Source organism: Thermodesulfovibrio sp. Kuro-1 (assembly GCF_006538445.1).
Classification (GTDB): domain Bacteria; phylum Nitrospirota; class Thermodesulfovibrionia; order Thermodesulfovibrionales; family Thermodesulfovibrionaceae; genus Thermodesulfovibrio; species Thermodesulfovibrio yellowstonii.
On the sequence record NZ_BJKS01000001.1, the window covers coordinates 47825 to 67027 of the forward strand.

General features: G+C 35.8%; 18 protein-coding genes and 1 pseudogene. 5 read left to right on the plus strand and 14 right to left on the minus strand.

Features of this window, described 5'->3' with window-relative positions; translation table 11 throughout:
* Positions 1-3: 3 nt before the first annotated feature.
* Together FLY87_RS00230 and FLY87_RS00235 are read left to right on the plus strand one after the other, a co-directional pair.
* Complete coding sequence (locus tag FLY87_RS00230; protein WP_012546003.1) at positions 4-1224, plus strand: PAS domain-containing sensor histidine kinase; 1221 nt, start codon at positions 4-6, stop codon at positions 1222-1224.
* Positions 1203-2495: a sigma-54 dependent transcriptional regulator gene (locus tag FLY87_RS00235; RefSeq protein ID WP_141266055.1), complete on the plus strand. Its 1293-nt coding sequence runs from the start codon at positions 1203-1205 to the stop codon at positions 2493-2495. Before FLY87_RS00230 ends, FLY87_RS00235 begins: the two co-directional genes overlap by 22 nt.
* Here the strand turns inward: FLY87_RS00235 and FLY87_RS00240 are convergent, their stop codons facing one another.
* From FLY87_RS00240 to mtnA, 5 genes are read right to left on the minus strand one after another with little or no spacing between them, the layout of a single operon-like run.
* Positions 2496-3146: a protein-L-isoaspartate(D-aspartate) O-methyltransferase gene (locus FLY87_RS00240; RefSeq protein ID WP_012545748.1), complete on the minus strand. Its 651-nt coding sequence runs from the start codon at positions 3144-3146 to the stop codon at positions 2496-2498.
* The gene (locus FLY87_RS00245) at positions 3143-4531 is read right to left on the minus strand and encodes an NAD(P)/FAD-dependent oxidoreductase (protein WP_181405952.1); all 1389 of its coding nucleotides are present in this window, start codon (positions 4529-4531) and stop codon (positions 3143-3145) included. The genes FLY87_RS00240 and FLY87_RS00245 overlap by 4 nt, the downstream gene beginning before the upstream one ends.
* Positions 4515-5264 carry a 5'/3'-nucleotidase SurE gene (surE, locus tag FLY87_RS00250; protein WP_012545452.1) on the minus strand — a complete coding sequence of 250 codons (750 nt, stop codon included), beginning with the start codon at positions 5262-5264 and terminating at the stop codon, positions 4515-4517. Before surE ends, FLY87_RS00245 begins: the two co-directional genes overlap by 17 nt.
* Positions 5264-6232 carry a polyprenyl synthetase family protein gene (locus tag FLY87_RS00255; protein WP_012546623.1) on the minus strand — a complete coding sequence of 323 codons (969 nt, stop codon included), beginning with the start codon at positions 6230-6232 and terminating at the stop codon, positions 5264-5266. The genes surE and FLY87_RS00255 overlap by 1 nt, the downstream gene beginning before the upstream one ends.
* Positions 6229-7266, minus strand: coding sequence for an S-methyl-5-thioribose-1-phosphate isomerase (gene mtnA, locus FLY87_RS00260; protein WP_028842835.1), 1038 nt, complete (start codon positions 7264-7266; stop codon positions 6229-6231). The genes FLY87_RS00255 and mtnA overlap by 4 nt, the downstream gene beginning before the upstream one ends.
* Positions 7267-7738: 472 nt before the next feature.
* Between mtnA and FLY87_RS00265 the strand changes: the two genes are divergently transcribed.
* Both FLY87_RS00265 and FLY87_RS00270 read left to right on the plus strand, forming a co-directional pair.
* A complete protein-coding gene (locus FLY87_RS00265; protein ID WP_012546121.1) occupies positions 7739-9199 on the plus strand; it encodes a putative Ig domain-containing protein in 1461 nt (486 codons plus the stop codon).
* A 340-nt stretch (positions 9200-9539) separates the two neighbouring features.
* Positions 9540-10460, plus strand: a complete 921-nt coding sequence (locus tag FLY87_RS00270) for a tetratricopeptide repeat protein (protein ID WP_028842836.1) — start codon at positions 9540-9542, stop codon at positions 10458-10460.
* Between the two features lie 15 nt (positions 10461-10475).
* Here the strand turns inward: FLY87_RS00270 and FLY87_RS00275 are convergent, their stop codons facing one another.
* The 9 genes from FLY87_RS00275 to FLY87_RS00315 form a co-directional block, all read right to left on the minus strand.
* Positions 10476-11327 carry an NAD(P)H-hydrate dehydratase gene (locus FLY87_RS00275; protein WP_012545741.1) on the minus strand — a complete coding sequence of 284 codons (852 nt, stop codon included), beginning with the start codon at positions 11325-11327 and terminating at the stop codon, positions 10476-10478.
* On the minus strand, positions 11312-11854 hold the full coding sequence (locus tag FLY87_RS00280) for a DUF3343 domain-containing protein (protein ID WP_028842837.1): 543 nt from the start codon (positions 11852-11854) through the stop codon (positions 11312-11314). Before FLY87_RS00280 ends, FLY87_RS00275 begins: the two co-directional genes overlap by 16 nt.
* 41 nt (positions 11855-11895) lie before the next feature.
* Positions 11896-12114, minus strand: a complete 219-nt coding sequence (locus tag FLY87_RS00285; RefSeq protein ID WP_028842838.1) for a sulfurtransferase TusA family protein — start codon at positions 12112-12114, stop codon at positions 11896-11898.
* A 2-nt stretch (positions 12115-12116) separates the two neighbouring features.
* Complete coding sequence (gene yedE / locus FLY87_RS00290) at positions 12117-13208, minus strand: YedE family putative selenium transporter (RefSeq protein ID WP_141266056.1); 1092 nt, start codon at positions 13206-13208, stop codon at positions 12117-12119.
* 669 nt (positions 13209-13877) lie between these two features.
* Positions 13878-14144 (minus strand): hypothetical protein, encoded by a 267-nt coding sequence (locus FLY87_RS10050; RefSeq protein ID WP_164924860.1) that lies wholly within the window; start codon positions 14142-14144, stop codon positions 13878-13880.
* Positions 14110-14535 carry a flagellar export chaperone FliS gene (gene fliS / locus FLY87_RS00300; RefSeq protein ID WP_012546221.1) on the minus strand — a complete coding sequence of 142 codons (426 nt, stop codon included), beginning with the start codon at positions 14533-14535 and terminating at the stop codon, positions 14110-14112. The genes FLY87_RS10050 and fliS overlap by 35 nt, the downstream gene beginning before the upstream one ends.
* Positions 14536-14537: 2 nt before the next feature.
* On the minus strand, positions 14538-15860 hold the full coding sequence (fliD, locus tag FLY87_RS00305) for a flagellar filament capping protein FliD (protein ID WP_141266057.1): 1323 nt from the start codon (positions 15858-15860) through the stop codon (positions 14538-14540).
* Between the two features lie 2 nt (positions 15861-15862).
* On the minus strand, positions 15863-16255 hold the full coding sequence (locus FLY87_RS00310) for a flagellar protein FlaG (protein ID WP_141266058.1): 393 nt from the start codon (positions 16253-16255) through the stop codon (positions 15863-15865).
* 52 nt (positions 16256-16307) lie between these two features.
* Entirely contained in the window at positions 16308-17837 is a 1530-nt protein-coding gene (locus FLY87_RS00315) for a flagellin (RefSeq protein WP_141266059.1), read from the minus strand.
* 770 nt (positions 17838-18607) lie between these two features.
* On the opposite strand from FLY87_RS00315, the pseudogene FLY87_RS10375 reads away from it, so the two are divergent.
* Positions 18608-19099, plus strand: a pseudogene (locus FLY87_RS10375) (DegT/DnrJ/EryC1/StrS family aminotransferase); the annotation flags it as partial.
* Between the last annotated feature and the right edge of the window lie 104 nt (positions 19100-19203).

Here is a 19203-nt window from a genome sequence, read left to right on the forward strand (position 1 = left end):
GCATTGATTTTAATTATTGTTCTGCTTTCCTCCGCAAGCCTTATTATAAGCGGATATCTTCTATATAAAAATGCACATAAAGCCACAGAAGAAGCACTTAAGATGCAGGCATTGGGGATAACTATAACTCTAAATAGCTTAATACAGAATTTAAGTATGGAAAAATTACAGATTGAAGGAAGCCTAATAATGTCTCAAATACTTCTTGACGAAAGATGGCAGGGTGTAGCTTTTCTTTCCCTTTATGATAAAAAAGGGAAAATTGTTCTTCATTCAAATCCCAATCTTATTGGAAGCAAGATTAATGGAATAGAGGATTTATTCAATAAAGAAAGTCCATACTATCACAAAGTTATACTTGGTACAGGAGAAGAAGTTTTTTTATCTGATACAAAAATCAATATAAATAAGAATCAATACATATTAAGAGTTGCCCTTCATCTTTATCCAGCAGAAACCCTTTTGAGAGCCTCAAAAATACATCTTATTTTTATATTCTTGTCCGCATTTATTGTAATTTTTGCAGGCATAACCACAATATTCATATTTAAGAAGATTGAAAAAATGCAAATTAAAATGAGAGAACTTGAAAATCTTTCACTTCTTTCAAAAGTTTTAGCTCATGAGATAAGAAATCCTCTTGGAAGCATAAAAGGTTTTGCTCAGTATCTTTTTAAAAAAATTCCAGATATTTCCTTAAAGGAATACTTAGATATCATCATTAAAGAAAGTATGCGACTTGAGAGGTTGACAAATGAACTTTCAATATATGCTAACCCAGAAAATGTCAATCTAAAAGAAGTTAATCTCAAGGAGATTATTCATGAAGTTATCTTGCCCTTTATAAATCAGCATGAAGAAATAAAATTTATACAGCAGACAGACAACATTTATTTTAAAACAGACATTGATAAAATGAAACAGATTCTTAGCAATATTATTCAAAATTCCGTTGATGCATTGACAGATACAAAGGACAAAATAATTACTATCAGGGCATATAAAACCAATGGTAAAATAAAAATTGAGATTGAAGACAGCGGAATCGGGATGGATGAACAAACATTGAAGAGGGCATTAGAGCCATTCTTTACAACAAAACCAAAGGGAACAGGGCTTGGTCTTGCAATAGTAGAGAGACTTTGCGAAGTTTTAAAGATTGATTTACAGATAAAAAGCAAAAAGGGGCAGGGAACAAAAACATGCTTAATCATCTCCGAGTAGCCATAGTTGAAGATGATACTTCTTTTGCTTCTTTCTTAAGGACTATTCTTGAAGAAGAAGGTTACGATGTAGCAGTATTTCATGACCCTGAAACTGCTTTAAAAAACATACTAAATTTTTCCCCCATTCTTATAATCACAGATTTGAAAATGCCTAAAATGGATGGGATAAAGTTTATTGAAAAAGCAAAGGAAATTCTTCCTCACACTGAGTTTATAGTAATTACAGCTTTTGGAAGTATTCCATCCGCAGTTGAAGCAATTAAGAAAGGGGCTATAGATTACATTACAAAACCTCTTCCTTCACCAGAAGATTTGTTAGAACGTGTGAAAAAATTTTTAACTAAAAAAGCTACGCCATACTATACTGAACATCCTGACCTACCTCCATATGAAATCCTATTTGCAGGGATTGAAGATGTTTACAAAGCAATCAAGGAAGTCGCAAAAACTGATACAACCTTAATACTTTATGGAGAAACAGGCACAGGAAAATCAGCAATTGCTAAGGCAATTCATATTATGAGTGCTAAAAAAGGTGCTTTTGTTGAGATAAACTGTGCTTCAATTCCGGAAAGCTTAATAGAAAGCGAACTTTTTGGATATGAAAAAGGTGCCTTTTCAGGAGCGATAAAACAGAAACCAGGTAAAATAGAGCTTGCTCATAATGGAACCCTTTTTCTTGATGAAATTGGAGAGCTTACTGCCAATGTTCAGACAAAATTTTTAAAAGTTTTACAGGACAAAAGCTTTGAGCGTCTTGGCGGACTTGAAGTTATTAAAACAAATGCAAGATTTATAACTGCTACCAATAAAGATTTAAAACAGATGGTCAGAGAGGGTAAATTCAGAGAGGATTTATACTTCAGACTCAATGTTTTCCCAATCACTATTCCTCCATTACGTGAAAGAAGGCATCATATAGTTAGAATTGCAGAATACTTGATAGAGAGAATTTCTGCTAAACTTGGAAAGCCAGTTAAAAAACTTAGCAAAGACTCCATAGAAACAATAATAAATTATCAATTTCCAGGGAATATTAGAGAGCTTGAAAATATCTTAGAAAGAAGCATCATTATGTCTAACTCAGAGGAGATAGAAGTAAAAATTGAAGAAAATTTTACTGAAAATGAAAACCTAAAAAGCATAGAAAAAAAGGCAATAATAGAGGCATTGAAAAAAACAGGAGGAAACAAGAAACAGGCTTCTCAACTTCTGGGAATTTCTCTGAGAACTCTTTACTATAAAATTAAAGAATTCGGTATTGAGTAGTCACTCCTCTTTCCATCCATATTTACCAATTAATGGAACAAAGGCTACAGGAATAAGGTAATGTCTTTCAAGTTCTTTACCTTTCTTAATTGCTTTGAGCATATACTGAGAGTATCTTTCTCCAACAGGAGCAACAATAATCCCACCTTCTTTAAGCTGCTCAATCAATGGTTCGGGTATATCAGGAGTTGCTGCTGTTATTATTATTCTATCAAAGGGAGCTTCCTCTGGTATCCCTTCTGTACCATCTCTGACATAAACTTTTATGTTTTTAATACTAAGTTTTTCAAATTTTTTCTCTGCTTCCTTTGCAAGAGGCTCTACCCTCTCTATTGTGTGAACTTCTTTTGCAAGTTCGGCAAGAATTGCAGCCTGATATCCTGAGCCTGTCCCTATTTCAAGAACCTTTTCATCGCCTTTAAGTTCAAGAAGTTCTGTCATCAGAGCAACAATATAGGGTTGAGAAATTGTCTGTCCATAGCCAATTGGAAGAGCTCTATCATCATAAGCATCATCCATAATGTTTTCAGGGACAAAAAGATGTCTCGGGATTTTCTTCATCACTTTAATCACTCTTTCATCCCTTATACCTCTTTCAACAATCTGAGTATCAACCATCCATTCTCTTAGTTTTTTATATTTATCTATCATCTTAACTCCCGTTTTAATATCTCTCTTGCTACAAGAATACCAGATACAGAAGCTTGAATCAAGCCCCTACTTACTCCTGCTCCATCTCCTGCTGCAAAAAGGTTTTCTATTTCTGTCTCCAGATTTTTGGTAAGCTTAAGTCTCATACTGTAAAGCTTAACCTCAACTCCATACAAAAGGGTATGATTAGAATTAATCCCAGGCATTACACTGTCAAGAGTTTCAAGCATTTCAACAATGTTAACAAGATAACGATAAGGTAAAACAAAGCTTAAATCTCCTGGAGTTACATCCTTAAGGGTTGGCTGAATAGGATTTCTTATAATTCTTTCTTCAGTTGACCTTCTGCCTTTTTTAAGGTCTCCGAGTCTCTGTATTAAAACTCCCTGACCGAGATAATTCGCAAGTTTTGCAATGCTCTGTCCATAAAGAATTGGTTCACGGAATGGTTCTGTAAAGTATGTACTTGAAAGAATCGCAAAATTTGTGTTATTTGTTTTGTGATCGTAATAACTGTGCCCATTTACAGTCCATATCCCATTTATATTTTCTCTTACCACTTCTCCATAAGGATTTACGCAGAAAGTCCTTACTGTATCATCAAAGGTTTTTGAATAATAAATAAACTTTGGTTCATAGCAAACTCTGGTAAGCTCCTCACAAACTATTGCAGGAACTTCAACTCTGACACCTATATCAACAGGATTGAGTTCTGTAGTTAATTTAAGTCTTTTCGCTTCTTTACTTAGCCAGCTACTTCCAGCTCTTCCAGGTGCAATAACAATATATTTTCCATAAATTTTTCTTCTATCATTTAGTTCAACTCCTGAAACTTTGCCTCTGTTTACAATAATTTTTTCTACTGAAACATCAAAAAGTACATCAATTTTTTTTGACAAGTCATCTTTTAATGTTTTAAGCACCTGTGCACATCTTTCTGTGCCAATATGTCTTATCTTTGACGGAATAAATAAAAGTCCATTTTTTGCAGCCTGAGCTTTTATTTTTTCAACCATTTTATAGTCAGGTTCGTAAACTTTATCTGGAGCACCATATCTAAGATAAATTTTATCAACATAATCAATAAGCTCAATAAGTTTGTCTCTATTTACATATTTATCTAAAAAACCGCCTATTTGCGGAGATAAATTTAGTTTTCCATCGCTGAAAGCACCCGCTCCTCCCCAGCCACTTAAAATATCACACACAGAGCAGTTGAGACATCTTTTATGGTGTTCCATTGGGCAGACTCTTTTTTCAATGTCTTTTCCTTTTTCAATGATTAAAACTGTTAGGGATGAACTCTGAACTATCTCTAAGGCTGTAAATATACCTGCGGGTCCTGCACCAACAATAACAATATCATATTTATTCTTCAATACCATGTTTTCTTAAATAGTCTAATGCCTGATAGTTTGTCAAATCAATATGAAGGGGAGTTACTGATGCGCAGTTTTCCATTATTGCCTGAATATCTGTTCCCTCCATTTTTTGCCATGATACAACTCCTCCTCCAATCCAGTATTGTTTCTCTCCCCAAGGGGAGAAAATTTCATGGATTGAGTTTTCGTAGGACCTTTTCCCCTGTTTTGTTATTTTTATTCCTTTGATCTCCTGTAAAGGTTTATTGGGCAGATTAACATTTAAAAGTGTATCTGGGGGGAGTCCTTTTTCAAGAATAAATTTAGCAATTTTAATTGCATAATAACTTGCTGTTTCATATCTGAAAGGTCTTTCTCCAACAAGGGAAATTGCAAAAGATGGTACACCAAGAATTGTTCCTTCAATTGCTGCTGAAACAGTTCCAGAATATGTAATGTCTTCGCCGAGATTTGCACCCTTATTTATGCCAGATACAATCAAATCAGGCTCACGGGGTAAAAGCTTTTTAACTCCTACAACAACGCAATCTGTTGGAGTGCCATTAACACTGTAACAATTTTCTCTTATCAAATCTACACGCAAAGGTCTATGCATAGTTAAAGCATGACTTACTGCAGAGCGGTCTCTGTCTGGTGCAACAATATAAACTTCACCGAGTTCTTTTAAAGCTTCTGCCAGATATTGAATTCCTTTTGAGAAAAAACCATCATCATTTGTCACCAAAACAAGTGCCACTATTTACTCCTTAGAAGAATATAATCTGCGATTCTAAAAAGTCTTTGTCTGGCATCTGAATCTGGAAATATTTCAAGTGCTTTTTTTGCTTTATCTACATAGTTTTTCACTATTTCCATGGATGATTCAATACAATTGTATTGTCTTAAATAGTTTAAAATTTTCAAAAGATTTTCTTCTGAAAAGCCATCAGATTTTATTGTATTAATGATTTCTTCTTTTCCCTGAGTTTTTTTAATCAGTTCAATTAGTGGAAGAGTGATTTTCCCTTCCATTAAATCTTTGCCAAGTTTTTTACCAAGCTCGGATTCATCTGCAACATAGTCAAGAATATCATCTATCATCTGGAAGGCAACTCCAATATTATGTCCAAAATCTGTTAAAGCCTGTATTTTTTCTTCTGATAGCTTTGCCAGAATTCCTGCTATCCTGCAAGCAGCTCTAATTAAACCTGCTGTTTTCCCTGTTATAATTTTTATGTATTCATTAAAAGTTATTGTCGGATCTCCTGCTTTCATCAACTGAAGAATCTCTCCTTCAGCCATCTGAGATGTTGCCCAAGAAAGAGCCTCCATTATCTGAAGACTTTCCTGTGCAACAGAAACATGCAGTGCCTTTGCATATAGATAATCACCAAGCAAAACTGTAACCTGATTCCCCCATATTCTGTTTGCAGAAACCTGACCTCTTCTTAGTTCTGCTTCATCAACAACATCATCATGTAAAAGACTTGCTGTATGAAGTGCCTCAATTACCGCAGCCATGATAACTCTTTTATATTCCCTGTAACCAGCAAGGTCTGCACTGATGAGTAAAAATAAGGGGCGAAGCCTTTTCCCACCTGAATTTATAATATATGCTCCGATTGTTGGTATAAGTGTTGCATCTGATTTGAATATATTTATAAGTTCTTTTTCTACCTCTCTTAATTCAGCTTCATATGTTTTGAATATATCCTGAAAATTCACTGTCTGAGCCTCAAGTGCTTTATCTCTGAAGGTTTAAAAATACCTTTTTCTGTAATTATTGCTGTTACATACTTTGCGGGTGTTACATCAAAGGCAAAGTTTATCACTTTAATTCCTTCAGGAGCAATTTTAACGCCTTTGATTGTGGTAACTTCTTCAAAGCTTCTTTCTTCAATAGGAATCATATCTCCTGAAGGAATGCTTAAATCAATGCTTGAAGTAGGTGCTGCAACATAAAAAGGAACATTGTTTTCTTTGCAAAGAACAGAAAGAGAATATGTTCCAATCTTATTTGCTACATCTCCATTTCTTACAGTTCTGTCTGTCCCAACAATTGCAAAATCAATCATTCCCTTTCTAAGCAGTGCTCCAGCAGTATTGTCACATATAAGTGTAACATCTATACCTGCTTTCATAAGTTCAAAAGCTGTAATACGAGCACCCTGTAAAACAGGTCTTGTTTCGCAGGCAATGACTTTGAACTTTATTCCTTTTTCTTTTGCAAGATACATTGGTGCAGTGGCTGTTCCATAACCTCCTGTTGCTAATGCTCCAGCATTACAATAAGTTATAACAGTGCATCCTTCTTTAAAAAATGCTAAAGCATATTCACCTATTCGTTTATTTACCTGTATATCTTCATTGTGGATTCTTATTGCTTCATTCAGTATCATATCTTTAAGTTCTGAAACAGGGAGAGAAAGATTATTTTTAATTAAATTTTGCATTCTATCAATAGCCCATTTTATATTTATAGCCGTAGGTCTTGTATTGATAAGTCTCTGGAAAACAGGATTTAAATCTGAAAAAAGCTCCTCAGAAGATGATGCATTTAAACTCATTGAAGCAACTGCCACTGCCCATGCTGCCGCAATTCCTATTGCAGGTGCGCCTCTTATTGATAGATTTTCAATTGCTCCTGCTATCTGTTCATAGTGAGTACATTTCAAATATTCAACTTTATCTGGCAGCAATCTCTGGTCAAGTATATAAACAGTATTATTTTCCCACTTTATAGATTGAAGCATAGGCATATTATAACAATTTTTTACATGCTAAATCTTTATGAGGTTGTTCACTTAATAACTCTCATTCTGATTAGACTGATGCCTGGAAGAATCTGAACTGAAAGGTCTCCTCCTCTCTCTTTCATTCCGAACACCCTCAATTGGTGGGAGGAATTTCTCTATTCCTTTGGAGAAAAAAGATGAGATTCCTCACTCCGCTTCGCTCCGTTCAGAATGACAACTCTCTGTCACCCTGAATGCCCATACTGTCACCCTGAGCTTAAGCGAAGGGTCTCCTCCTTTTAATCGGAAGAGATTCCTCGCCTTCGGCTCGGGATGACAGAATAAGAGCGCTCATCGGAATGAAAAAAAGAAGCTCCGTTTGGAATGACAAAAAAGCATTGGAAGACAAAGAAAGGGTCGTAATTACCACAAAATGATGTCTTATAAAAATTTGAAAATGCTTGAAAAAAAGGACTTTTTTATTATATAAAAATTTATGTTACCTCGTATAAAAAATCAGGGATTTACTCTTATTGAACTTGCTATTGTTCTCATAGTAATTGGTTTACTTATCGGGCTTGGGGCAAGCCTTATAGGTCCACTTACAAAAAGAGCAAAAGTAACAGAAACAAGAGAGGCTGTAAAACAGGCAAAAGAAGCAGTGTTAGGTTATGTTGTGAAGAATGGTTATCTGCCTTCAACTCTTGAAGAAGCAGGAGCAAGAAAACTTGATGCATGGGCAAGGGATATTCAGTATTTTAAAGCTTCTGAAATAGTTTCTGGTGATATATGTGGTAAAAATACAACTTCTATTCAAATAAATGAATGCACAAACACAAATTGTTCAGTATATCTCACAAAATCTAATATTGCTTTTATAATCTATAGCACAGGCGAAGATGGAAATGGTAGTTGCACAGGAACTTCTTCTCCTTTTTATGTGAGAGAACAGGGTATGCCGTATAATCCTCCATGTAGTTATACCTTAACTAATCCTCAATATAATTATGATGATATTGTAGCTTATGTTTCCCTTGATGAAATAAGAGCATTAAGAGGATGCCCACAGCCTCTAACAATTGTCTCACCTACTGTATTACCTGAAGGACAGGAAGATTCCTTTTATTCCTATTCATTGCAGGCAATTGGAGGAAAACCCCCATATACATGGACAGGTTCAGTTGGTAACGGATTAACCATTTCACAATCAGGATTAATCTCAGGAACTATAAATGTTAATAATCAACCTCCAAATACAGGAGAACTTACAGATTGTTCTTCTTCTCTAACCATAAATGCCACAGTAAATGATTCAGCTGGTTCACAATCTCAAACCTATACAGGCACAATACCTGTTAAACCAAAGCCTTTAAAGATAATAACAGAAAATTTACCAACAGGATATATGGGGACTACCTATAATGTTTCACTTTCAGGTTCAGGAGGGCGAAGTAACTATATATGGAGTTTATATAGTGGAAGTCTACCAAGTGGATTAAATCTTTCAACAAATGGAATAATTTCTGGTTCAATTAGCAATCCTTCTACAGGTTGTGACTCCTCTTATATATCAAATTTTGTTGTTAAACTGGATGATAACTGCGGACAACCTACTTATAAAGCTTTTTCTATAACTGTAAATGACTCAGATTGTGGGGGTGGCAGTGGAGGAGGCGGCGGTGGTGGCGGAGGTGGTGGCTGTGCCTCATATTCTCTCAGTATTTCCAATCAAGGAAATGAAAAATCTTTTAGAATTGATTCAGGAACATGTATAAATTTAGAAAATGGGGGAAGTAGTTATTTGGGAGGTCTAAGCGGAGGAAGTATATTAACGATATACAGAAATTCCTGGTGCTGGGATACTATTTTATTACAAGGCACAATACAGAGTCTTGACTCTAACGGAAATTGTATTGTTAATGTATCATGTTCAGGTAGTAGTTGCACTGCTAATTAATAGAAGGCTATTTAATTATTAAGGGTCATCTGAGGTGTCCGATGCCCTGAGGAATTTGACACGAAAGGGTCAGATTCTTCGCAGATCCTTCGCCTACAGTTCAGGGCTCGTTTCGCTCGGCTCGGAATGACAGTCTTATTCTGTCACCCCGAGCGTAAGCGAGGGGTCTCCTCCTTAGGAGGCAAGGAGATTCCTCGTCGCTTATTCTCCTCGGAATGACAAGAAGAAGGACGACAGACGGAGGTAATTGAAAAATTATAGAACTTGTAATTTATTGAGTTTCAGTAAATTGCAAGTTTTTGAACAGTCTCTAATAAAATTAGGAGGATAGAGGAGATAAATGTTATCCAAAACTAAAAAGGATATACCGCCAGGTCTTATAGCAACCATAAGAACAGAAAAGAGTTCAAAAAAAACCCTCCTTTTAATGGGGGCTTCAGCATTAATTGTTGCTATAGGCTTTGTTGCTGTTTTTGTTTATAACTATTACCTAATACCAGAATTTAAAAAATCTAATAAACCTGTCCAGCAAAATTCAATGGCACAGATTGAAAAAACTCAGCAAACAGAACCTGTTCAAGCTGAGATGCAACAAACCTCAACACAGGTAAAATCTGGAGAACCAGAGATTCCTGAGCAAACTACTAAAACAAAGCTTACCGAACCACCTACCAAAAATGTAAAAAACCCTATAGAAAAACATGAAACTTCAACTCAAGAAAAATCATTAAAACAAACTGCTTCAGAAAAAAAAGCAAATAAACCTGCTGAAATTCCATTGGAACAGTTTAATACAGAAACAGTCCGGGCAGCAGATTATCTTTACAGAGCTCAAGATTTGGAAACAAAAGGGAATTATAGTGAGGCAATCTCTGAGTATAAAGAATATCTTAAAGTCACAGGCAAACAAGAACCTAAAATTTTAAACAAAATTGCAACGCTTTATCTTTTAATTGGTAATCTCACAGAAGCGTCTCATTATGCTGAGATAGCTTTACAGCAAGCCCCTGATAGCTTAGCAGTGCTCCTTAATTATGGAGTAATTCATGCTAAAATGGGAAATCTATTAAAGGCAGAAGAATGTTTTAGAAAAGTTCTTTCTGTCTCTCCTGAAAATAAAATTGCACTTTATAATCTTGCCCTTTTAAAAGAAAAGAAAAAAGAATATAAAGAAGCATTAAAACTATACGAAAAACTATATCAGCTTGGCGATTCTCAGGCAGCAGAAGCAATTGAAAGAGTAAGGTCATATATAAAATAATTTAGAAAACATTGTTTAAATTATATTAAGTGCTGCTTGGGGAATTAATTTTATAATGTCTGAGATCTGAGTTGAAGGGTCTGGGTTGGCAAGTTTACCAGCAATTCTGTTAATTTTTGAAGCAAATACGCATGCTGTCTGTATCTCGTAGCCAGAATCAATTAAAGCAGATACAATACCTGTTATGCTGTCTCCTGTGCCTCCAATAGGCTCAAGTGCTTCTATAACAGGCTCTGATACCATATCTACAACTTCCCCTTTTTTTACGATGTAATCTGTTTTCCCTTTAACAAGAAGATATTCTGGCGCATTTTCATACTCATAAGCTCGCCTAATAAGTTCTTCAACTCTGCTTTCATCTTGGAGAAGAAAACCTCTTGTATAAAAAGGATGAGGTGCTTCTTCATCAGCCAGAAAAGCAAGCTCTCCAGTGTCTGGTGTAAAAAGGTTAAAATATTTAGCGTTTCCGCTCATCTTTGCTGCATACATAAAACCTGCATCAGCAATTAAAAAAGGATGTTTATGCAATTCCTCAATAACAAGCAAAATTTTATTACACCAGTCAGCATCAGGCATAAGATAGTGAAAGGTAAGTGTTTGAAATTCTCTTTGTCTTATATCCTTGATAAAATATTCATAAAGCTTCTTACTGCCTGTTCCTTTTCCGATGTCTCCTGCGAGATATACATAGGGATAATCTTTTTTTAAAACTTCAAAGATTTTACATGCAGAAGCAACAAGAGCTGGTGTTCCTCTTTGGACTGGGACTCTTTTGCTATCAATAAATAAAAAATCGTTTTCTAACTTGGCTTTTCCGAAAGTAATGGGAAAATCTTCCTCTGGCACAGTTCCTATGATTGCAAGCATAATTCTTTTATTTTATCATAGGCTAACTGAAGAGCATATCCACATAAAGTATGCCCAATTTCATTGGGCTCTGGAACTTCATAAATATTTTTACCAACTAACATGGCAGCTAAATAAGGAACATCCGGGCAACCCCCACCTGAAACATTAACAATTGTCAAGCTGCCTTTATGAACAGTTATTTTCATATTAGCTGCCCTGACCATTATAAATCTTCCAAAATCTTTTATATGAAAAAGGTCAACAGGCTTTAAATTACCATCGTTTAAAGGCATATAATCAATCGGTGACAATTCGTAATTTTTAAGAAGCTTTAAAATTCCTACGGTCTCAACGATTGGAAAATCTATTGCAAGGTCACAGCCTTTTCTTACATGTGGAGGTGGTCCAACAACTTTAATCTCATATCCATGCTTTTTAAGAATGTTTTCTGCTCTTATTACCTCAGAGGTATTTTCAAAAATAAGAATTCCTCTGTTAAAAGAATTTTTTTTATTATTTCTGAACAATTTTTTAAAAAATTTCATCTAATACCACCTGAATATTTGTCATTATAAATTGTTTCTTTTTAATCTTTGCTTATTTTAACCTTATACCATGCCTCTTCCTGTTGAACTTCAACGATTTGCCAGCCCATTGATTGAGCTGCACGGGATACATTTTCTCTTGAAGTATCGGTATCAACAAGAATCTCTATCTCACCCTTACCAAGTTTTTTTATTGTTTCAAGAGTTAAAAGCACAGGCTCAGGACATGAAAGTCCTCTTGCGTCAACAATTTCAGCCATTTTTACCTCCTTCTCATTGTTAATCCAATAATTACACAGACTATTAACCCTATTATTGTTGCCACTGCCCCATTTGGACCTATACCAGCTGGTGAGCTCGCAAGACCAAAGTTATGAGCAATTCCTGCACCGACAATCATACCAGATGCAAAAACAGCAGCATCTGCATCACCTTCTCCAGACATAAAAAGCTGTCTACCAGGACAACCACCCGCCAGAGTGAATGCTAAACCCGCAAGTGTCATACCCAGAAAATTCCAGAACTGCATTGTATGAGCAATTGGTTGTTTCTCAAATCCTGGATGAAATTGACCAAGTATTAGATTTGTTATCAATGCTGCTATAAAAAATGCTGCCACACCTGAAAATAAATGCCCTTGTTTGAAAAGTAAAAGGTCTCTGAAAGCTCCCATAGTGCAAAATCTGCTCCTTTGAGCAAGAACACCTATTAATAAACCCACAACAAGTGATATAAATAAAGGTGCATGCTGAGCCCCTGGTCCTTTTAAACTATAAAAAAGTAACATTCCCCTTCCTTCTCCTTCTGGTTGAGGATCAATAAATAGAAGAATAAGAAATCCGAGCATCAAAAGAGGAAAGGCAAGCCCTGCTGCCTTTGACGGAGCTGTTTGAGTTCTTCCCAGAGAGTAACCAGCCTTTAAAAATCTTGTTCCAACCCATATACCAAAAATAAGACCGAGCAAACCAAAGATTGCATTTCCGTCTCCACCAGCAAGCCTAAGGAGAGTTCTCCATGGACAGCCCAAAAACACTAACGCACCTATCATTGCAAAAACACCTAAAATGAATCTTATAAATGGTGCAGAGCCTCCGCGAGGTCTATATTCCTTAAATGCCAATGCAGACAAAAATGCTCCGAGCACAAACCCGAGTATTTCAGGTCTCATATACTGAACAACTGCTGCTCTGTGAAGTCCCAATGAGCCAGCAATATCCCTTTCCATACAGGCAACACATATACCCATATTAGGTGGATTTCCAAGATTCTGAAGCACAGGAGCAAGAACTCCAATAACTAAACCAACAAAAATAATACCTCCTCGCGTGGCAAGAAAATTTTTAAAACCCTCCATACCCTCCTCCAGAATTTTTTGAATATTTTACTTAGATATCGCCAATATGTAAAATTGTTTTTTTCAATAAATGATTTAAACTTTCATAGATTTTCCCGATTGCCATTCCAAGCCTTTTCCCCTGTCATTCCGATAGCCGTTTCTTTTCTGTCATTACAAACGGAGTGGTCATATCCTGTCATTCCGAGACTATGCAAGCAGCCGAGGAATCTCTTCTGATTAAAAGAGGAGACCCCTCGCTAACGCTCGGGGTGACAGAATAGGACTGTCATCCGAGCCTTTTATCTATCATTCCGAACGAAGTGAGGAATCTCCTCCTTTTTTTCTGAAACAGCAAGAGAAATTCCTCGGCACATCACGCCCCCTGAATGACAGAAAGAAAGTGAACAACCTTTCTGGAAAATTTCTAAAATTGACAGTTTTTTTTGCTATTCTATAGAATTTAAAATTATGCGAAAAAAAATTCTGAAAAATGCAAAATGTAAATATTGCAAAAACACAGTTTTAATATTTTTTTATTGAAGTAGAGTTGTGCTCTGCTGTAGTGAATGCGGAGCAGAATTCAAAGTGTCTGAATATCTTGAGGATATTGATGAAGAAACATGGGAGATTATTTCAAGACGTTCCTGTGACAGAACTTAGGATACAGACAGTAGGAATCTCTCAAAGTTATCCCAAATAATTTTTCCCCACTTGAATAACCTTTAACTGCTCTGCAAGATTGTTCTTTTTTTCCTCAGCAAGTTCTCTAAGGTAATTAAGAAGAGCACCTATTGCCTGTAATTCTTCAAGATTAAGAGTTGACATATCTTCAACGCTTATCCCTGACAACATAGCAAGGGCTTCCTCAAAGCGATTTTCTTTAAGAGCAAGTTCTGCTTGTATGAGCAGGCTCCTTATCTTAGACTGCTCCTGCAAAGGTTCTCTTTGGTTCATTCTGTTTTTCCTTTAACTGATTTCTTACATCTTCCCATGCTGATTTAATGTTATTCAGAATTTCTATAGATTTTGAAATAATTTCCGTATCGTTAAAAAGATTCGCCTTTACGAGCTCACCTGCAAGAGTTGTATATATGAGGCTTAGATTTTCTGCAATCTGTCCACCTCTTTGTTTATCAAGGATATCATTCAGATAATATAAAATATCAGTTGCTCTGCTTAGTTCTACAGCTTTTTTCTTAACAAGTTCTGGGTCATCAAGTCCTTTCATTATTGAATCTTTAGCAATATTGAGAGAAACAATTGCCCTGTCATAGAGCATTGTTATCAACTCAACTCCATCTGCGCCCATAACTTTGCTCTGCAGATAGGAATCTACATAGGTCATTTCTATTTACCTCCTGATGTCATTTTTGAAAGTGAAGTCATAAAATCTTCAAGCCTTGAACTGATTTGGTTCATCTCATTTATAAATGATTCAAGCTGAGCATATTCTTTACGAAGTTGTTCTTCATATTTGGTAAGATATTCCTGAAGATTTGTTATCTTATTATTAATATTTGTAATTTGGTTCTCGCCAATTTTTTTATAGGTATTTATAGCACCTGTCCAACCATTGAGTTGATTAGTAAAAGAGTCTTTTAAGGTTGTCAATATTTCATTCAATTTTTCAGGATTTGATGATTTAAGTGAACTCAATGTATCACTGTTTATAGAGATTGTTCCGTCTGTATCAGAATAGTTAATTAATCCTGCATTAATTAATGGATTAAGCATTCTTACCATACCTGTCTTAATCGTAGTAATTGTACTATCACCCTGAAACTGTGCTCCCTTGCCTGTCATTGAGTTTATCAGAGATATGATAGAATTATAGTTTGATACAAAGCTATTGAGTGTACTGTCTATCTGGGAGTAATCCTCGCTTATGGTCACTGTCGCAGAACCTGTATCCTTTACAGTTATATCAAGTCCTGTTACGATATTGCTAAAAGTATTTGAGGCAGATGTAACAGGCGTGGTTGAACTACCAATAGTTAATGAAGCATTTTGAGCATTTTGAAGGGTTTCAAGGCTATTAAGCTCTGTGGGCAATCCGCTTGCTTCAATAACATAGGAAGAACTTGCTGTATCAGTCTCTTTGGTTGAATTTGAAGCATCTGATTCTGTTAAAAGCAGGCGATAACTTGTACCTGTATAGTAAATTGATGCTTTAATATCATTCTGTGCTGAATTTATACTGTTTACAAGGTCTTGGAGAGTCTGCCCTGCTGAGTAATTTACATCGTAAGTAACAAAGTTTGAATTGTCTTTCCAGTATTTAAGTGTTATTGTTCCAGAGGATGTAAATGTATCTGTAAGGGATGACATCCCATCTGTACTTGCTCTCATTTCTGTCTGAGCAAGTTTATTAACAGTAAGGCTCATTGTAAGATTTGGTGTATTAGAAGTTGCTGTTGCTGTAAGAACTGATATATTTGATGAAGTTGCTTTCTTTGTTGAGAAAATACTGCTTATATTAAGATTAGTAAAAAAGCTCTGCATTCCATTAAGAGCACTGTAAAGATTAGTCAGGCTTGAAACTTTTGCCTGTGTTAAAGCTTTTTGCTGTGTAAGTTGCGTTAAAGGCTGTTGTTTTATCTTTAAAAGATTGCTTATTATGGTCTCTGTATCTAATGCTCCTGTAAGTCCTGACACATAAAGATCAGCCATTGTCAAACCTCCTCATAATAAAAAACACCCTTTAATTCTTCCATTCTTTTTAAAATATCAACAAGCCATTCTGGAGGAATCTGACGAATTACTTCTTCTGTTCTCATATCAATAATCTTTGAAATAGGCATTTTTAGCTCTGCATCAATGTCTATTTTAAGATATTTTTCAAGCATGCTAAATTTGTGTTTTATCTCATCCATTATTCTGTTAAGTTCTTCTTGGGACATTGTTATTTTTCCAAAATTATCTGAATTCTCTTGTAACAGATTTTTCTGATTGTTCAAATTACTTGAACTTTCTTTCTGGAGGGACTGTGGGTATATAATATCTGACTTAGCCTGTCTGTAAGGATTTATCATTATAATTTCTTTTTCTATCCCATCCAGCTTCATTTTCTATTCTCCTAAAAAATTTTTTGGGGAGGGTATCCCCTCCCCTTTCTTACTAACGAAGGAGCTGAAGCACAAGCTGAGGTAAGGCATTTGCCTGCGCAAGCATTGCAACACCTGCTTGCATTCTAATCTGCATTGTGGTAAATGTGCTCATTTCAGCTGCGAAGTCTGTGTTACGAATGACGTTTTCAGCTTCCTTTGTATTGTCATAAGATGTTTTTTGTCCATCATATATAGCCTGTAGGTTATTGATTACAGAACCAATCTGAGTCCTGACCTTATCAACCTTCTTTATTGCAGTATTAACAATATCTATAGCCAACTCTGCTCCTGAATTATCTGTAACATCAATACTATAAAGATTATTGAAACCTCCAGAACCAGTAGCTGCTACTCCGAGGCCTTCTGATGCAGTGCTTATTCCTGTAAAATCATAGTTATATGAGTCTGTTCCTGTTACTATAAGATTACCAACTTTGACTGCGGAGCCTGTACTACCAGCTGTTACACTACCTGTTGCACTCTGGAGAAACTGTGCCATATTAACAGCTACAGCACCTGTAGCAGATGCAATTTCAAGTCCTATGGTTTCACCTTCTGTTGTAAGAGCAAGCTTATTTCCTGAATTTGTCGCTGTTATATTGAGAGATTTTGTGGATGCCTGGGTATTAATCTGTGAAACTAACTCATCAAGAGTAAGGGTTTTCCCTGCATCCACTGTGATAGAAATAGCGCTTGCAGAATCTGTGGTTGAACCAACATAAAATTTTATAGTAACTGCAGCTGTACCACTATTCTGAATGTTAGTCCATTCAGTATCTGCTGTGCTGGTATTTACAGCTCTTGCTGAAATACCAACTCCCTGTAATGTAGCGTTATTGTTTATTGCATCTGCAATTGATTTTGCATCAACTGCTCCTGTTACACTTGAAAGCGCGCTATAATTCTTTAAATTAACTCCAGCAACTGTCACTGTATCAGAAGCAGAATTATACTGCCAGTCTCCAGCAATCAATGATGTATAGGCTGTAGCACTTGATGTAACCTGTCCACTTCCCTGAACAACAAATGCACCAATATTTGTTGCTTTTACATTGCCTATACTTGTTGTAATTGTCTGGTCTGCTCTTGCTCCGTAATGAATAACCTTGTTTGCGAATGTTCCATCAAGAAGCTTAATTCCATTATATTCTGTGTCTGTCCCAAGTTTTTGAATTGCATCAACAAGATTTGCAATATCTCTCTGTAAAGCTGCACGGGCATTCGGGTCATTGATGTCATTTGCTGCAGATTGAGCTTTTGTGTAGATTGTCTGAAGTTTGTCAAAAATCTGTCCTACATTTGTTTCTGCAATCTGGAGAGCACTGATACCGGTCTGAATATTACGATTACCTTGGTCAAGTGCTGCTCCAACTGTTGCAAGCTGGTCTGCAATAAAAAGACCTGCTGCATCGTCAGCTGCTGAAAGAATTCTCTGCCCTGTTGAAATTCTTAAAAGGGACTTGTTCATTGCCTTCTCGTTTCTGAGAAGGGCTGTGTGTGTTGTTGCGGCTTCTGCGTTAAAATTAACTCTTAATGCCATGGTTTAAACCTCCATGTTTTTTATTAAGGATGCCTCCTGCATCCAGACAGCACTGGATGAATATCTGGACTCTTTCACCTCCTTCCCATCCTGCTGTCTTAATTATGTAAATCGGTGGATTCCATAAAAAGTTTAGTGAAAAAAATCAGAGTTCAGGCAAATTGTTGATTTTATTGAGGCATTTGGAGAAACAACCCCCTATGATGTCATCGCGAGCATCCGAAGGTGAGAGACAATCCTAATATCTTATACCTTTTTTACCAATTAGGCAAGTAAAATCTCACTTTTAAATTACCAACAGATAATAATTTATCCTGTTGCCCATCTTTGCTTGGGAAATTTGGGTAGTATAACGTCTATTGACCTAAATATCAATTTTTTGTATCTTATATAAAACTTATTTAAGGAGAATTAGCCTAAAAATGGTGGGTAAATATGATGTAGGACAAATTATTAAATACAAAGAAGGCTCTAATTTAAGATTTGGGCTCATAATTTCAAAACCTACTAAAACAAGTTATATTACTGCCTCTGTGGAAACAAAATCTGATTATAATGACATAGATTTTCTCTTTGAAATTTTAGTGGATGACATGATTGCAGGTATTCTTAATAAACCTCTTATCGCAAAAATTGACGAAATTAAGACAATTAAGAGAGCAGAGATTGTTGAGACAGTAGGACTTCTTAAGCCTCAAAAGATAGGCTTAATTCTTAAATATTGGGGAAAAATGCTTGCAAAAACTTACTATGAAACAATTCATGTTCCAATGCAATCGCATTTTCCCACTGACAAGATAAAGATAAACTACGGTGGAAGAGTTTTTAATGAGCAAGAGATTTCCAATCTCATTGAGAGTGCCCTTGATTTCTGGTTGACTGCTGGAAAATATGCTCAAGCTTTTGAGCATAAATTTGCTCAGTTTTTGGGAGTAAAATATTGTAGCCTTGTTAACTCAGGTTCATCAGCAAATCTTTTAGCTTTCATGACACTCACTTCATCAAAACTGGGAGAAAGAAAAATAAACAGAGGAGATGAAATCATTACTGTTGCTGCGTCTTTTCCAACAACAGTGTCACCCATAATTCAGTATGGTGCTATCCCTGTTTTTGTTGATATAACACTTCCCACATATAATATTGATTGCTCAATGCTTGAAAAAGCTATTTCTCCAAAAACAAAGGCTGTAATGCTTGCTCACACAATGGGAAATCCCTTTGATATTGAAAAGGTCAAGGCTTTTTGCGAAAAATACAACCTCTAGCTCATTGAGGATAACTGTGACTCTCTTGGAGCAAAATACTGAAATGAGAAAGACGGTAAAGAGTATAGAGTTGTAGGAGACCTCAAATGGACAGATAAAAC

Bases quoted from the DNA above. Each gene is read 5' to 3' on its own strand.
- fliS (WP_012546221.1), bottom strand. From the start codon at position 14,535: ATGACCTATGTAGATTCCTATCTGCAGAGCAAAGTTATGGGCGCAGAT.
- FLY87_RS00240 (WP_012545748.1), bottom strand. From the start codon at position 3,146: ATGATAGATAAATATAAAAAACTAAGAGAATGGATGGTTGATACTCAG.
- FLY87_RS00245 (WP_181405952.1), bottom strand. From the start codon at position 4,531: ATGGTATTGAAGAATAAATATGATATTGTTATTGTTGGTGCAGGACCC.
- FLY87_RS00265 (WP_012546121.1), top strand. From the start codon at position 7,739: ATGTTACCTCGTATAAAAAATCAGGGATTTACTCTTATTGAACTTGCT.
- FLY87_RS00280 (WP_028842837.1), bottom strand. From the start codon at position 11,854: ATGAAATTTTTTAAAAAATTGTTCAGAAATAATAAAAAAAATTCTTTT.
- FLY87_RS10050 (WP_164924860.1), bottom strand. From the start codon at position 14,144: ATGAACCAAAGAGAACCTTTGCAGGAGCAGTCTAAGATAAGGAGCCTG.
- yedE (WP_141266056.1), bottom strand. From the start codon at position 13,208: ATGGAGGGTTTTAAAAATTTTCTTGCCACGCGAGGAGGTATTATTTTT.
- FLY87_RS00235 (WP_141266055.1), top strand. From the start codon at position 1,203: ATGCTTAATCATCTCCGAGTAGCCATAGTTGAAGATGATACTTCTTTT.
- fliD (WP_141266057.1), bottom strand. From the start codon at position 15,860: ATGGCTGATCTTTATGTGTCAGGACTTACAGGAGCATTAGATACAGAG.
- FLY87_RS00275 (WP_012545741.1), bottom strand. From the start codon at position 11,327: ATGCTTGCAATCATAGGAACTGTGCCAGAGGAAGATTTTCCCATTACT.
- FLY87_RS00315 (WP_141266059.1), bottom strand. From the start codon at position 17,837: ATGGCATTAAGAGTTAATTTTAACGCAGAAGCCGCAACAACACACACA.
- FLY87_RS00285 (WP_028842838.1), bottom strand. From the start codon at position 12,114: ATGGCTGAAATTGTTGACGCAAGAGGACTTTCATGTCCTGAGCCTGTG.
- FLY87_RS00310 (WP_141266058.1), bottom strand. From the start codon at position 16,255: ATGAAGCTGGATGGGATAGAAAAAGAAATTATAATGATAAATCCTTAC.
- mtnA (WP_028842835.1), bottom strand. From the start codon at position 7,266: ATGCCTATGCTTCAATCTATAAAGTGGGAAAATAATACTGTTTATATA.
- FLY87_RS00270 (WP_028842836.1), top strand. From the start codon at position 9,540: ATGTTATCCAAAACTAAAAAGGATATACCGCCAGGTCTTATAGCAACC.